Source organism: Methanobacterium sp. (genome assembly GCA_039666455.1).
Classification (GTDB): Archaea; Methanobacteriota; Methanobacteria; order Methanobacteriales; family Methanobacteriaceae; genus Methanobacterium_D.
Genome location: JAVSLW010000057.1, coordinates 1 through 15,742, shown reverse-complemented (window position 1 = coordinate 15,742; position 15,742 = coordinate 1). Strand labels below are relative to the sequence as shown.

Genomic DNA, 15,742 nt, shown 5'->3' with positions numbered 1-15,742 from the left:
TCTTAAAAGCTTTTCCTTTAACAATAATCAGTTCTTTACCTATTGATAAAGCCATGGTCACATGTGGAGGAATTTCAAAGAAAGAAATAAATCCACATACTATGGAATCAAAAATAATTAGCGGAATTTATTTTGCAGGTGAAATGATGGATTTATGTGCGCCAAGTGGAGGTTACAATTTACAACAGGCATTTTCAACAGGTTATCTTGCAGGTGAATCAGCTGCCGAAAGTTTAAATGATTAAAAAAAAGAAATGATTTATTCAAATAATATCAAAAATATTTTAATTAAATAAAATATAAATTCATGCAGCTAAATTATGAAGGATTTTTACTATGCCTCGTAAAAAAATTTTAATTGCAGAAGATGAAGCAATTACTGTGATGGACTTAAAAAGTACTTTGAAAATACTTGGTTTTGATGTTGTTTCAACAGCATCCAGGGAAAAAGAGGTTATTGAAAAAATAGACGAAACTAACCCTGATTTAATTTTAATGGATGTTACACTTAAAGGTGAACTGGACGGCATAGAAACTGTTAAAATAATTAAAAAACAATTTGATATTCCTGTAATTTATTTAACTGCACATTCTGATGAAAAAACTTTCGAGCGTGCTAAATTAACAGAGCCATATGGATTTATTACCAAACCCATTAGTTATGATGGATTAAAAAGTACAATAGAAATAGGTATTTATAAACATAAACTTGATAAACAATTAAAAGAACGAGAAAAAAAGTTTCAATTACTTTACCAGGATGCACCATTACCTTATCAATCTTTAAATGAGTCAGGACATATTATTGAAGTTAATCAGGCATGGCTTGATTCTCTGGGTTATTCCAGTGATGAAGTTATAGGGAAATGGTTTGGAGATTTTTTAAAAACTCCTGTTCGTAAATTCAGGGAAAATTTTCCCAAATTTAAAGCAGAAGGAGAAATTCGAAATATTGAATTTGAAATGAAATGCCGTGACGGATCTACCATTGATGTTGAATTTAATGGCAAGATAAGCTACGATGAAAAAGGGCATTTCAAGAGAACTCACTGCATATTTCAGGATATCACAGAACGTAAAAAAATGGAAAATAAGCTTCACTTTCAAGCAGATATTTTAAAAAATGTTAGAGACTGTATAGTGGTATATGATCTAAAGGGAAAAATTATCTACTGGAATGATGGGGCAGAAAAAGTCTATGGTCACTCTAAAGAAGAAATAATAGGTCAAAGTGTAGAAGTACTTTATCCTGATAAGAACAACGACCAGTTAAAGCGCGATATTGAATTAATGATTGAACTGGAAGAATACAATAGTAAGAAGGAATGTAAAAGAAAAGACGGCTCTAAAGTGATTGTAACTATTAGAGAAGCACTAATGCATGATGCAAATAGAGGCATTACTGGAATTATAAGTATATCCAGAAATATTACAGATAATAAAACAACAAAAATGCTTAAAACATGACCTAAGTTTTTGAAATTGTTTGATTTTTCACTTACTTAAGGTAAAAATAAGGGATTTTATGATAAAAGTATTCTATGATATTAAAGTTTACAGGGAAGCTTTGAAAAATGTTATCAGATCAGATGATGTTGTTGTTGAACTGGGCTGTCATGTTGGAAATTCCACAAAAATTCTGGCCGAGCTTGCAAGTTGTGGAAAAATAATTGCACTGGATAACAGCCCTGAAGCAGCAGAAAGCATGACGGAAATAGAAAATAAATACGAAAATGTAAAATTCATCAAAGCAGATGTACGGCTTCATGAAACTTTAGAAAACATAATAAATCTAATTAGAAGCTGTGACGTGCTATCAGTGGATCTTGGGGGAGGGTATCACCCTGATACAGCATTTAAAGTTTTTTTCATCTGGTCATCAAGTTTAAAACCTCGTGAAACAATAATAAGAAATAGAGGTCTTCTGGACTTCATACATTCAGCCCGGGCAGAAGAAAAAATAGAATCCAGGTATGGCTGGTTAGAATCATCAGCCAGGGATGGAGTGCCGCCCAGGTTGAAAGAACTCAAACTATGGTCTTCTAAATTATGACTGTAAATTTCCATTTAAATTTATATTTATCAGAATATTAGATAATATAATGTTTAAAAAACCTGAACTTCACTCATCTTTAAATGGAGGATATCCAATGATCGGTAAAAAGATTAGAATTGAAAGAATAATAAACAGAAAAACAGGGAAAACTGTAATAGTACCTGTAGATCACGGTGTTTCTATTGGACCTGTAGCAGGAATAGCCAATATGTGCGAAACAATAGATGAAGTTGCAAGCGGTGGGGCAAATGCAGTTATCATGCATAAAGGAATGGTAGATACTGGCCACAGAGGATATGGAATTGATATCGGGCTTATTATTCATTTATCTGCAAGTACGTCTTTAGGACCTGATCCTAACCATAAAGTACTGGTCACATCGGTGGAAAAAGCATTAAAAATTGGTGCAGACGCTGTATCAGTTCATGTAAACATTGGTTCTAATATGGAGCCAGAAATGCTTGAAACCCTTGGACTAACTGCAGAAATTTGCGATGAATGGGGAATGCCTTTAATTGCTATGATGTACCCGAGAGGAGAAAGGATTGCAGATGAACATGATGTGGATGTTGTAAAACTTGCTGCCCGGGCAGGTGCAGAACTTGGAGCAGATATAATAAAAACAAACTACACTGGAGACCCTGAAACATTTAAAGAAGTTGTAAGCGGTTGTCCTGTACCTGTTGTTATTGCTGGGGGCCCTAAAGTAGAGACCAGCGAAGAATTGCTGCAAATGGTTAAAAATGCAGTGAGCGTGGGTGGAGCAGGTGTTGCTATTGGAAGAAATGTCTTCCAGGCAGAATCACCAAGAAAAACCACACAGGCAATTGCAGAGATTGTGCACAACAACATGGATGTTAAAGAAGCACTTAAAATAATAGAAGGATGACTGGAAGGGTTTACATGAAATTTGCATGGATCATGGCAGAAGGCACATTCTGGAATGAAAAAAAAGATATTATCACCACAGCACTTGAATCAGGAATTGATACAGTAGTTGACTTTGAAAACGTTCCTGAAATAAAAAAACTGGGCAAAATTAAGATAGTATCCAACAGCGAGGATGCAGATATAGTACTTGTTGGTAAAAACAGCGAAGGCGATGGAACACTGGAAATTCCCGATGATTTATCAGAATCTAAAGATTTGCGTGAGGTAAATGAACTTAAAAGAAAGGGAAAGAAGGTGGCATCATACATTGAAATTAAAAGCAAGAAACATGAGAAACTGGCCACTGAAATTGGAAGGGTCGCTGATTATGTGATCCTTGTTGGAAGCGACTGGAAGATCATTCCCTTAGAAAACATTATAGCAGACCTTCAAAGTGAAGATGTTAAATTGGTGGCTGCTGCCTGTGACTATGAAGAGGCAAAACTTGCACTTGAAACATTAGAGCATGGTACAGATGGCATACTTCTTTACACATCAGACATCCATCAGATTAAAAAAGTTGCCGCATTAGCAGAGAAAATAGATTCTAAGCTTGATCTTAAACCTGCAACAGTGACAGGTATCAGGCCAGTTGGATCTGGAGATCGGGTCTGTATTGACACCTGCTCCATGATGCATGTGGGTGAAGGAATGCTCATAGGGTCCTACTCCAGAGGACTGTTTCTTGTACACAGCGAATCTCTTGAAAGTGAATATGTCGCTTCAAGACCTTTCAGGGTGAATGCAGGGCCTGTCCATGCATATGTGATGACTCCAGATAATAAAACCAGATACCTCTCTGAGATTGAAACAGGAGACGAGCTTTTAACTGTAGATAAAGAAGGTAACGCTAAAACAACAGTTGTTGGACGGATTAAAATTGAAAAACGGCCATTAATGCTTATTGAAGCTGAATATGAAGGGGTTAAGCTAAAAACACTTTTACAAAATGCAGAAACCATCAGACTTCTTGGAGAACAGGGCGACCCCATATCTATTGCAGATATTAAAGTCGGTGATAAGGTAATGATTTACCTGGATAAGGGAGCAAGACATTTTGGAATGTCAATTGAAGAAAGTATAATTGAAAAATAAAAAATCTATGGTGTAATAATGAGAGTTTTTTTAGCAGTAGAAATAGATGAAAAACTCCTTGATAAGATAGCAGATGTTCAAAAAAGGTTTGCAGAATGCGAAGCACCGGTAAAATATGTTGAAAGAGAAAATCTTCACTGTACTTTAAAATTTTTCGGCGAAATAGATGATAATAAGCTGAATGACATAATTGAAGTCATAGAAAATAAAATAGAAAATCACGAGCCATTTAAAATCAGTATTAAAAAAACAGGAGTATTTCCTAATGAAAGATACATAAGAGTCCTCTGGCTTGGAATGGATAATGCGGAACCATTTTCAAACCTTCAAAAAGATTTAGATGTGGATTTTGTAAAAATGGGTTTTAAAAAAGAAAGAAGTTATGTTCCACACCTTACAATAGGCCGTGTTAAAGGGGCAAAAGAAAAGGCAGGACTTTTATCTAAACTTAAAGACCTTGGAGATGTGGAAATTGGAGAAATGGATATTAGTAAGATTGTTCTTAAAAAAAGCGAATTAACTCCTGCCGGACCGATTTATACCACTATAAAGGAATTTGATTTAAAATAACAGGTTATATAGACCATATTTGCTTTAAAGCAAATATTAAAGGTGAACTATTTTGCCAAATATTGATTTAAACACTGTTTTAGAGATTATTAGACCTGCAAACATAGAAACTAAAAAAGTAAAGGATTTATCTTATAGATTAATCAAAATTATAAATGATTATGCATCTAAAAAGGGTATAAATGCAGAAGCAGTACTTGTTGGTTCTGTGGCTAAAGATACATGGCAAGGAAAAGCTGATATTGATATATTTATAAAATTTCCTCTGGATACTTCAGAGGAAGATTTAAAGAAATATGGACTGAAATTAGGCTATAAATGTATCGAAATGATGCATGGGATATCTGAACTACGTTACGCTTCCCATCCCTACGTCACAGGATTTATAGAAGGATATGAAATTGATTTTGTGCCCTGTTATAACATTAAAGGTGCTCATGAGCTTAAATCAGCAGTAGATCGCACTATTTTACATACTGAATATATTAAAAAGAATTTAAGAGAAAATCAAAAGGGCGAAGTTCTTTTACTTAAAAAATTTATGAAATCTATCCATACCTATGGTGCGGAGTTTAAAGTTGGTGGATTTTCAGGATACCTCTGTGAACTTCTAATTATTTACTATGGAACATTTATGGAAGTTTTAAAGGCTGCAAGCGAAAAATGGAGACATAAAACCATGATAGACATCGAGAACCATGGTACTGGAGGACAGTTCAGTGAGCCAATGGTTGTTGTTGACCCTACAGATAAAAATAGGAATGTTTCAGCAGCATTAACCCTTCAAAAAATATCTGAATTTATCATAGCTTCAAGAAACTTCATGCAAAATCCTGATGAGGATTATTTCTTTGAAAAAACCATTGATGTTAATAAAGAATCAATTAAATCTGAGTTTAAAGATAGAAAAACTAAGACGTTATTAATAAGGTTTAAACCACCGGAAATTCCTGCCGATGCCCTCTATCCCCAGATTAAAAAAACTGAAAGATCATTTAGAGGGGTTTTAGAAAGAGAGGATTTCAGGGTGTTTAATACTTCCTCATGGACAGATGAAAAAGAAAATGTGATAATTCTACTGGAATTTGAAGTTCATTGCCTTCCACAGGTTAAAAAACACTATGGACCTCTAATATGGTCAAAAATGCACCAGAACAGATTTGTATCTAAATATGGTGATAAAGCTTATGTTGAAGGAGATAAATGGGTAGCAGAAACTGAAAGAAAGTATAAAAATGCAACAGTATTTCTTGAAGATATTCTATCAGCAAGTAGCATTAGTATTCTCAGTTTTGGAAAGCATATAAAGAAAGAAATTTTAAAAGAACATGAACTTGTAGATATTTTTGATTTTTTAGATTCTGAAAGGCTTGATGATGATATGCTTCTTTTTTTCTATGAATATCTGCATAAAAATGTGTATTTGGGCCTTGAACTTAAATATCATTAATTATCGATCTTGGACAAACTCAGGTACTGCTTCCTTAAAGGGGTCAAATGTTTCAATATTTTTAACTTCGATGCATTTCATACTCACCTTTGAATGAAGCGTGGAAGGGAGTCTAAGGATTCTTTTAAGGTCAATTGTGACTTTAGCATCAACCAGTCCCATGTTCAATGATGCAATACCACTTACAACTTTTTTATATCTTATAGGACCTATTCTATTTTTAAATAGCCCCCATTCATCATCTTCTAATAGTTTTCTATGCTTTAAAACATCTTCCATAAGCTTCTGGTTAACATTGTCAAGTTTTGAATCAGGAGTTAAATGTAAAATTGCATATTTAATTCTTTCTGTAAATACCCTTGGATATCCAAAGGGAATGGAAAAATGTTCAAGCTTATAAACTGCAACACCATCATCGTACATGTCTTTGGGAATATCGGCCCCTACAAGGTACTTTAACACTTGTGAACGTACGTCGCTATCCATTTTCATTACATCTTTATCAAGAATCCTTATATGGTATCCTCTACCTGAATAAACAAGATGAATATTTTTTAAGCCTAAGTCTCCTTTTATGGTGTCTATCAATCTGCTTACAATTTCTTTAGCTTCGCCAAGACATGTTTCACAAACGTTGCTGCAGCTGCAGGTTCTTACTGGAATGTCTTTAGCATCAACATCAAAAACAAGCTCTGATTTCATCCATCCAGCTCTTTTACGGGGTTTTTCATAATATGCAACTGAACAGTATGCTGCAAACGGTGTTTTAGACTTCATAAAGCGTTTTAAATAATCAGGTTCGGTGAAAACTTTGTATCGGTCATTGGGACCCCTTCCAAAGTGGTCGAATCCAAATTCCCGGTTTTCAATAGAATCTAAAATGAAATCAGGCACTTCTTTGACTTCCCATTCTTCCCGGTAATATTTTCTACGTTCTTCAAGGGTTGCTTGCCTGAAAATGTCCATACACTGAACCTTCATAAATTTCATTCTAAATTATTTTTTATTCCTTCTATGTAATAGAATAACGGATTTATTTCTTTAAGCCTTTTACATAAATCATCGGGCTTACATAATGAAGGCATGTTCATCTTTACCTTTTCACAGCTCATTGGGGTGTACCATGTGGTTTCTCCTTCATGCTGGAGATTCAACTCACTATGCATACCAAATCCAAGTTTTGCGTTAATATTAACCTTTTCCTGGGGCTGATCATCAAAAAGTGGAGGGCTGCATTTATCTGCAGCATCATAGATCATTGGTAAAATCTCATTTTTAGTAATTTTAAGGTCCTTGTCAAGATCTGAAATTTTTAAAGATGTATTGCTCCCAAAAACGTGTGGATTAAGCCTTGCATAGGATAAAAACGGTGCTAAAAGCAGTACTATTGCTTCGTTTCTTCCACCTGATTTAATCCCATTTAAGGCCACTTTAATACAGGGAGGAAACTTATCAACACTTAAAGGTGAAGGTTTTATCTGTCCACGAGGCCCGCTACATTGACTACTTCCATAATACTTAATTTCTTTAGATAAGACTTCAGTAACCTCATCGGCGATTTTTAATATGGTGGGATTGGGTTCTATGATATTTGCCTTTTCATGAACACTTTCTATGTAATTTTCAGTGTTCTGCATTATCATTTTGATTATAATAAGTTCTTTAACCCTGTTTCCAATGAATAGATTGTACATTTTTTCCGGTTGTCTATGCTTGATTTCTTCTCCAAAGTGTTTTATGAATACTTCTTTATCTAAAATAATATAACCATCCTTTAAAACAAGATCGTGTAGATAAATTTTCTTAGAACCTAAAAGATCTGAAAGCACTGTCCATTTTATTCTATCTTGAACTATAAGTTCATTCATGATTCGCCTGGTTAATTCTTCCCTAACTTCTCTGTTTAAATTCAACTCTTTTAGACGATTTTCAATTATATGCCCTTGAAGTTCAACTAATACTCTGCTTTCTCGAGAATTAGGCCCAAATTTTAAGCCAACTGCCTGGCATAATATATAAAAAGCAACTAAATCGAATTTTGTAATTTCTGGATCAAATAAAAAAGCGAATTTTCTATAATTGTAGTTTGAATTGCTTCTTTTTTCAACATACCATTCTAACCTTTTAATAACAAGATCAGCATAATTTCTGGGTATAAATGCATCGTCAGAGGTATCTTGAGACTTTATTGAATATATCCGGTCTATTAATATATCATTTTCATCATATATCCTTTGTAGATCTACTTTTTCTTCTCTTACAATTTGTTTTGCTTCGTCAGATAAAGGGTTTATAAAGGACATTGGTATCATATGATTTATCACTTCTGATCTTCTTTATTATAAAATGTTACTGAACGTCTATCCAAAAATATAGACTCCTGATCTAAAAATATACATTTAATTAAAACCATATGATACTAATGTGATTTAAATGGGAAAAATTGCATTAACTATAAAATCTGAAAATAAGCCAGGAGTTTTAAGAGATATCACCAATTTAATGGCAAAATGTGGAATGAATATTATTTACACTCATCTTTTTATAGAAAAAGACGGTTCAGCTTCAGTATATATGGAACTTGAAGGCGTTAAGGATGGAGAAGAACTTTCAAACAACATCATGCAGTTTAAATCTGTAAATAAGGTTGAAATTCATCCGTCTTTAAGTGAAATATATGGAAAAAGAATTATAATCATTGGCGGTGGGGCTCAGGTTGCTCAGGTTGCTCAGGGAGCTATAACGGAGGCAGATCGGCACAATATAAGAGGAGAGCGCATTAGTATTGATACAATTCCTCTTGTAGGTGAAGAAGAGCTTGCAGATGCAGTATATGCTGTAGGAAGGCTTCCAAGGATAGGGGCGCTTGTTCTTGCAGGATCACTTATGGGTGGTAAAATTTCTGATGCAGTTGAAGAGGTGAAAAAAGAGCATGGTGTAATAGTAATAAGTCTCAACATGCCAGGGAGTGTTACAAAAAAGGCAGATTTAGTAGTTACAGACCCAGTTCAGGCAGGAGTCATGGCAGTAATGGCAGTAGCTGATACAGCCATCTTTGATATTAAAAAAGTAAAACATGCAAAATTTTAAATTTTGTGGCTTTGAAAAACCTGTTTCTTTAAATAAGAAGTATTAGCTCATTTCTATAGCCCTGATCAGTATACTTGCAGCATTTTTAAGTTCAGGATCCTTAATTTCACCGCTTTCTCTAATTTTAAGGGCCATTTTCAGTACTTTTCTTACATCGTCGGGTTTAAGGTTTTCAGCCATTTCAAGGTAGGTCTGATCTCCTTCCTTTTCAACTTCCACTTTTTTTGCTTCCATCAGTTCAAGCATCACCTTACATGCGCCCATGATGTCACCGCTTGCTGCACTTTCCTTACACTTTTTATACAATTCTTCATTTTGTACATCCATTTATAGCACCAGTTATGATTATATACCTGTATGGATTTATAGTTAGTTATTATTAGAATTGAAAATAATAATATATTTAATTCACATGACTGTAAATAAAGAAGGAATAATTATGAACACAGAAATTTACTATTTTTCAGGCACAGGAAATTCTCTGAGTGTGGCAATGGACATAGCCAAAAAACTAAGAGGAGAACTGATATCCATACCCTCTGTAATGGACGAAGAAAGAATAACAACTGATGCAGATGTAATTGGGATTGTGTTTCCAACGTATTACGAGCCATACGGCGGTGTTCCACTCATAATCAGGAGATTTATAAGTAAATTAGAAAATATTGAATCTAAATACATATTTGCCGTCTGCACATATGGAAGTACGTCGGTTTTAGCGTTAAAATATGTGGATAAAATTATTAAAGCACGTGGCAGTAAACTCTCTGCAGGATTTACTGTAAATATGCCCAATAACATGGCCGGGCCTAAGATTAACAGTACACAGAACCAGCAGAAGATGTTTAATGTTTGGAAAGAGAATATTGAAGTTATACATGAATATGTTAAGGCCAGAAAAGAAGGTGAATTTGACGCCCCTAATATATTGGTTGGTAAAGCCTACGTATTAATTAAATTAATTGTTTCTCCGCTTATTTTTTTATTTAAACCTTTAACATTAAGACATTTAAAGAAATATTCGAATTCATCAGGTAAATCCTACGAAGAACTCCTGCCATTAATGGACAACAGTTTTTATACCGGTGAGGAATGTATTGGCTGCAGAAATTGCTCCAGAATCTGCCCTGTAAAAAATATTGAAATTGTTGAGGGCAAGCCACAGTGGCAGCATCACTGTGAATTTTGCCTGGCATGCTTCCACTGGTGCCCGGAAGGAGCAATTAAAAGCAGTGCACTAACAAAAACGGTAAGATATCATCATCCTGATGTGAGGATTTCAGATATGTTGTGGTAAGATATTAATATGCAGTATGCACATAACATATGATATCAAACAATCCAGAGGGGTTTTATGGGTACAGAAATTTACTATTTTTCAGGCACAGGAAATTCACTTTATGTAGCAAAGGAATTACAAAAAAGAATTCCGGAAGCAAAATTAATACCAATGGTAAGACTTTTAAATAGAGATATTGTTGAATCAGTTTCAGATTCAGTGGGATTTGTTTTTCCTATCCATCTTGCAATGGCACCTGCTCCTGTAATCGATTTTGTTAAAAAACTTAACTTAAAATCGGCAGAATATATTTTTGCAATTGCAACAAGGGCTGGAAGCCAGCACAGGGCGTTTATTGACCTGGAAAACATTTTAAAGAAGAAAGATAAAAGTTTGGATTCATTTTTTTCATTGAACATGCCCGGTAACGATCCTAAATTTAAGGACTGGAAACCAGCAACAGAAGAAGAAATAAGAAAAATAGAATCTGATGTCCAAAAAAAGCTTGATTCAATCCATAAAATCATTTTAAATAAAGAAAAAATCCATGAAAAGGGCACTGACTTCATTACTCCTATGCCTGTTTTTCCAATTCTTTCACTATTTCTTCCATTTCTTAACATGTTTTATAACGTTGAATTTTACGCTGATTCAAAGTGTATACGATGTGGCACATGTGAAAAGGTCTGTCTGTCTGGAAAAGTAAAAATGGTCGATGAAGAGCCGGTTTGGCAAAAAGATGTAAGGAGTTTTTTCTGCCATGCATGTCTCAACTATTGCCCTGAGCAAGCAGTTCAAATCAAATCTTCACGCTTTTTAAAATCATATACTGAAAGTAATGGAAGGTATTCTCACCCATACGCAACAGTGAAGGATATTGCAATGCAAAAAGAAATGGAAATAAACAAAAAGATTTATGATGTTCATCATAAATAAAAATAAGAGTTGCAACCTCTATTCCTGGTATGTTTGCTGGGCTTGGAGGTGGAGTGTTTCATGGTATTGGATAGAATCATTGGCGCAAGGATTAAGCAGGACTGAAAACATTATTATTAATAACAGGTATGGCGAAAAATGTCAAACCTTTTTGTGGCATTCTATATCAATTTATGTACAAAACAGGCTGTTTAAACCAAATTACATAAACACTTTACGAAGTACTGATTATTAATTTAGTAAACAGGTAAAGTAAATGGAGTATTGGAAAAATGGAAAAAAGAGGCATATTTTCTCTTAAAGAGCCCTATTATCTCCAGATTTTTGAGAATATGGAAGAGGAAGTTCATGTTCATGAAATAGTACGTAATTATAAAGGTGAAATTGTAGATCTTATTTTTAAATATATAAATCATGCCACAATTTTAAATTCAGATATTTCCAGGGAAAATATCATTGATAAAAGGGCCAGTGAAATATATAAATCTCAAAGCACACTTGAAACTAATTTAAAGATAGCTAACGAAGTTTTTAAGTGTAATCAAAATAAAAAATTTGAAATGTATTTCCCCCAATCGGGTAAAACTTATTTAATTTCAGCGTTTTCAATAAATGGATTATATATAACCATAGGAATGGATATTACAAAGCAAAAGGAAGCAGAAAATAAGATTAAAGTACATTCTGATATTCTTTCTCAGGTTAAAGATGCTGTAATTGCTGTGGATAATGAAAATCGTATAACCTACTGGAATAAGGGTGCAGAAACCCTTTTTGGTTATAAATTAGAGGAAGTAGAGAATAAAATATTTAAAGATACAGTAAATTATCGCTGGCTATCTCCAGAAGATAGAAAAAATGCTTATAACCAGCTTAAAACCATTGGAAAATGGCATGGGGAAAACTTAAGCACAAAAAAGAATGGCCAAGAGATATACATTGAATCTTCAATAAACGCTTTTAGAGACGATAATGGAAATTATGTGGGAACGGTTTCAATAATACATGATATTACAGGACCCACTAAAATTAAAAAAGCGCTTGAAGAGAATTATAAAAGACTTCAGGAAGCACAGAGGATAGGAAAAATTGGAAACTGGGAATGGAACATTAAATCTAACGTAATAACCATATCTGATGGTCTATACAGAATTTACGGTATTAATCCCGGGGAATTTGTAAAGTATGAAACCATACTGAACATGGTGGTCCTCGAAAACAGGCAGATAGTTAATGACACGCTTGAAAAAGCCCTTAGGGAGCACCAACCTTTTAATTATGAGGTTAAAATACAGCGCAGGGATGGAAGCTTCAAAGATGTTTTATGTAATGGAGAAGTGACCACTGATTTTGCTGGCAACCCACTTAAAATTGTCTGTGTGGAACAGGACATAACAGAACGAAAGGAAATTGAACTTGAGCTTTGGAAAACAAAAAATGAGCTTGAATCCACTGTAGAAAGACGTACAAGAGAATTAAATCAGATTAACATTCTTCTTCAAAATGAACTTGAGGAGAGAAAAATAGCTGAAAATAAGCTTAAAAAAAGCCAGATGGAGCTTAAGCAGATAATTGAAGAGTTAAAACATTCTAATGAAGAATTGCAGCAGTTTGCCTATGTTACATCTCATGACCTTCAGGAGCCTTTGAGAACCATCGCAAGCTTTACACAGCTTTTAGAGCGTAGATACAAAGGAAAACTGGATTTGGATGCAGATGAATTTATAGGATACATCGTGGATGCCACCAAGAGGATGCAGAATCTAATAAATGACCTTCTTGAATATTCAAGAGTAACTACAATGGGAAATGAATTCAAAATGGTTAGTACTGAAGAAATTCTTGAAAAAACCATCTCTGACCTGCATGCAGCGATTGCAGAAACTGATGCTGAAATTTCATATAATGCACTTCCTGAGGTGATGGTAGATGGTAGACAGATAGGCCAGTTATTTCAAAACTTAATTTCAAATGCAATTAAATTCAAAAAACCAGATGTTCCGCCTAAAATAAATATTTCTGCTTTTAAGGATGAAAAAAACAATGAATACGTTTTTTCTGTGCAAGATAATGGTATTGGCATTGAAAAAGAGTACTTTGACAGAATTTTTACCATATTCCAGAGGCTGCACACACGTGAAGAATATACCGGCACTGGAATTGGACTTTCAATTGCTAAAAGAATTATAGAGCGCCATAATGGACGAATCTGGGTTGAATCAGAACCTGGGGTTGGCTCTACATTTTATTTCACTGTTCCAATTAATAAGAATAAATTTTAAAATTTGAATAAGATACTACTGTGTATTTTAGAAATATTATTAAATATCACCACATTTTAAAAAAAGAAAAATTGAACAATTAAATGAAAAAATTTCAAGATAAGCTTATTCTGCGTCTATCATTTCACCGTATGATACTTCTATCTCGCAGCCTTTAGGACCGCAGCAGAAGTGTTGTAAGTCAAACTGTGCCTGCATTTTTTCACCTCATATTACTATTGCCTAACTATTAATATATACTTAATGGTTAATGAAATATACTAATTGAAATATTATAATAACTTTTGAGGTCTTGATAGAAACCTTTATTATACAATCACAGCAATATAACTAACAATGTTAGATAAGGCTGAAGACCACACCAAAGAAATGGATGAAATAAAAACAAAGCTTACAACCATCCACAGGGATATCAAAAATCTCATGGAAAACACCAATCAGCAGTATCTGGATTTAATACTTGCAAATTCAAAAAAAGACTTCATAAATGCATTAAATGGATATATGGGCCAGGATATTCAAAATGGCCTTGAAAGAGGTATGATAGATAACTGTGAAATGAAAGAAGAGTGTAAACAAATATTTTCAGCTTTCCTGCACAAAAATGCAGGTCTTATAAATCAGGATAAAATTCATGAAGAATCAATAATGGAAAATAAGTCTGAACTTACTAAAATTAAAGAAAAAGCACCATTTAAAAAATGCGAAATCTGTTTTGAAGAAGTAAGCAGCCTTTTTAAAAAACAGATAAGTTTAATGCGTTCTATGTGTATTTACAGCGCTCCAGAAGAGAAAAAGCAAGATATATGCTTAATTTGTGAAGAAAGCATAGTTAAAAACGTACTGGAGCCTTTGTCCAACAGGCAGAGGCTGCAAATTCTAAAGGCCATGGCCAGTGAAACAAAAACTTTTTCCACATTATCTAAAATAACCGGTTTAAAAGGTGGTAATTTGCTTTTCCACCTTCAAAAGTTACTGGATAAGAATATAATTATTCAACGCCACGAAAGAGGTGATTACATGCTGACTGATAAAGGATACAAATTGCTGGTAGTTTTAAGCGAGATTCATGTACTTTTAGATGAAAAATAGCTATTTTTGAATTAAACACCTCTCCTATCAGATATAAAAAGTGCAGATTTGTAAAGATTTTCTCTAACGTCAGGTATAATTGTTTCTAAAAATTTTAAAAAGTCTTCAGGAGTTTCATAATTTTGTCCGAATTTTTCAGGAGGTTTATTTTCAACCCATGAGAATATCCATGCTCGCGGTATGTTTATAAGTGGATAAATCACTTTTTTTTCATTAAAAAATTCTCTAAAACTTAATAGTTCAATTTTTTCTCCATTGATCATTAATTTGAGGATATTTTCTGCTTCATGATCAAGTGTGAGGCCCAGTGCAATGGAATCAACATCCAAATCTATAGTTTCGTTAATATCACTTCCAAAAACAAGTTCAATACCATATTTCCTTTTATAAGGCTCTAAAACTGCATGAAGTGCAAAATTAAGAGGATCATCGTTTTTAACCAGAAATATTTTCTCTTTTGGACGAATGACATGTGCAAGATTCCGGGAAGCTCTGGTGCAGATTTTCTGGAATATTTTGGACCGCACAACCTTCATTTCAGGATAAACGTTTAAAAATTCTTCCTCTTTCTTCCTTGAAAATCTGGAAAGCTTTAAATTGTTTATAAATATTTCATTTTCCATGATACTGATAAATCGTGTTTCTACACCAGTTTTTTGTAAAACATTGATCAGATCTTTATTCATTGGATCACTTTTAAACTGTTTTTCATGTATAAATTTTATGTTCTTTAATTTTTCAGTATGTTTATTTTGGGTTATACTGGCTTTATGAGGTAATAGGGTATTTAAATATAGTATGGCCTTTTTATGCGTGACTTCTTATTTTTGTTAAACTATTTGTGTTTGTGGTAACAAAATAAAGTGTTATTAAGTGCTTATTTACCGAAAAAAGTTTATATAATGCCTTTTAAGATTAAAATCACGAATCTGAAAGGAGCGTGATAAAATGAAAGGAATACT

At 33.7% G+C, this 15,742-nt stretch carries 16 protein-coding genes; 12 read left to right on the top strand and 4 right to left on the bottom strand.

The window, feature by feature from the left end:
* The 7 genes from PQ963_11150 to cca all read left to right on the top strand — a co-directional run.
* The coding region (locus tag PQ963_11150) for an NAD(P)/FAD-dependent oxidoreductase (GenBank protein ID MEN4030216.1) at positions 1-245 on the top strand (245 nt) is incomplete at its 5' end.
* A 91-nt stretch (positions 246-336) separates the two neighbouring features.
* Positions 337-1,467: a PAS domain S-box protein gene (locus PQ963_11145; protein ID MEN4030215.1), complete on the top strand. Its 1,131-nt coding sequence runs from the start codon at positions 337-339 to the stop codon at positions 1,465-1,467.
* A gap of 58 nt (positions 1,468-1,525) precedes the next feature.
* Positions 1,526-2,053, top strand: a complete 528-nt coding sequence (locus PQ963_11140) for a methyltransferase domain-containing protein (protein ID MEN4030214.1) — start codon at positions 1,526-1,528, stop codon at positions 2,051-2,053.
* 97 nt (positions 2,054-2,150) lie between these two features.
* On the top strand, positions 2,151-2,945 hold the full coding sequence (locus PQ963_11135; protein MEN4030213.1) for a 2-amino-3,7-dideoxy-D-threo-hept-6-ulosonate synthase: 795 nt from the start codon (positions 2,151-2,153) through the stop codon (positions 2,943-2,945).
* A gap of 14 nt (positions 2,946-2,959) precedes the next feature.
* Entirely contained in the window at positions 2,960-4,081 is a 1,122-nt protein-coding gene (locus tag PQ963_11130; protein ID MEN4030212.1) for a 3-dehydroquinate synthase II, read from the top strand.
* A gap of 18 nt (positions 4,082-4,099) precedes the next feature.
* A complete protein-coding gene (thpR, locus tag PQ963_11125) occupies positions 4,100-4,651 on the top strand; it encodes an RNA 2',3'-cyclic phosphodiesterase (protein MEN4030211.1) in 552 nt (183 codons plus the stop codon).
* Between the two features lie 52 nt (positions 4,652-4,703).
* The gene (cca, locus tag PQ963_11120) at positions 4,704-6,101 is read left to right on the top strand and encodes a CCA tRNA nucleotidyltransferase (GenBank protein ID MEN4030210.1); all 1,398 of its coding nucleotides are present in this window, start codon (positions 4,704-4,706) and stop codon (positions 6,099-6,101) included.
* Here the strand turns inward: cca and priS are convergent, their stop codons facing one another.
* The gene (priS, locus tag PQ963_11115; protein MEN4030209.1) at positions 6,102-7,061 is read right to left on the bottom strand and encodes a DNA primase catalytic subunit PriS; all 960 of its coding nucleotides are present in this window, start codon (positions 7,059-7,061) and stop codon (positions 6,102-6,104) included.
* 26 nt (positions 7,062-7,087) lie between these two features.
* Positions 7,088-8,413: a DNA primase gene (locus PQ963_11110; protein ID MEN4030208.1), complete on the bottom strand. Its 1,326-nt coding sequence runs from the start codon at positions 8,411-8,413 to the stop codon at positions 7,088-7,090.
* Between the two features lie 121 nt (positions 8,414-8,534).
* Between PQ963_11110 and PQ963_11105 the strand changes: the two genes are divergently transcribed.
* Positions 8,535-9,191 carry a DUF5612 domain-containing protein gene (locus tag PQ963_11105; GenBank protein MEN4030207.1) on the top strand — a complete coding sequence of 219 codons (657 nt, stop codon included), beginning with the start codon at positions 8,535-8,537 and terminating at the stop codon, positions 9,189-9,191.
* Positions 9,192-9,233: 42 nt separating this feature from the next.
* Here PQ963_11105 and PQ963_11100 read toward each other — a convergent pair whose 3' ends face one another.
* Positions 9,234-9,518 (bottom strand): hypothetical protein, encoded by a 285-nt coding sequence (locus PQ963_11100; protein MEN4030206.1) that lies wholly within the window; start codon positions 9,516-9,518, stop codon positions 9,234-9,236.
* 112 nt (positions 9,519-9,630) lie between these two features.
* Between PQ963_11100 and PQ963_11095 the strand changes: the two genes are divergently transcribed.
* The 4 genes from PQ963_11095 to PQ963_11080 all read left to right on the top strand — a co-directional run bounded on the left by PQ963_11095 (position 9,631) and on the right by PQ963_11080 (position 14,780).
* On the top strand, positions 9,631-10,488 hold the full coding sequence (locus tag PQ963_11095) for an EFR1 family ferrodoxin (GenBank protein ID MEN4030205.1): 858 nt from the start codon (positions 9,631-9,633) through the stop codon (positions 10,486-10,488).
* 57 nt (positions 10,489-10,545) lie between these two features.
* Positions 10,546-11,406, top strand: coding sequence for an EFR1 family ferrodoxin (locus PQ963_11090; GenBank protein ID MEN4030204.1), 861 nt, complete (start codon positions 10,546-10,548; stop codon positions 11,404-11,406).
* Positions 11,407-11,678: 272 nt separating this feature from the next.
* Positions 11,679-13,688, top strand: a complete 2,010-nt coding sequence (locus PQ963_11085; protein MEN4030203.1) for an ATP-binding protein — start codon at positions 11,679-11,681, stop codon at positions 13,686-13,688.
* A gap of 336 nt (positions 13,689-14,024) precedes the next feature.
* Positions 14,025-14,780 (top strand): winged helix-turn-helix domain-containing protein, encoded by a 756-nt coding sequence (locus tag PQ963_11080; GenBank protein MEN4030202.1) that lies wholly within the window; start codon positions 14,025-14,027, stop codon positions 14,778-14,780.
* Between the two features lie 11 nt (positions 14,781-14,791).
* Here the strand turns inward: PQ963_11080 and PQ963_11075 are convergent, their stop codons facing one another.
* Positions 14,792-15,466, bottom strand: coding sequence for an ATPase (locus PQ963_11075; GenBank protein ID MEN4030201.1), 675 nt, complete (start codon positions 15,464-15,466; stop codon positions 14,792-14,794).
* Positions 15,467-15,742 lie beyond the last annotated feature (276 nt).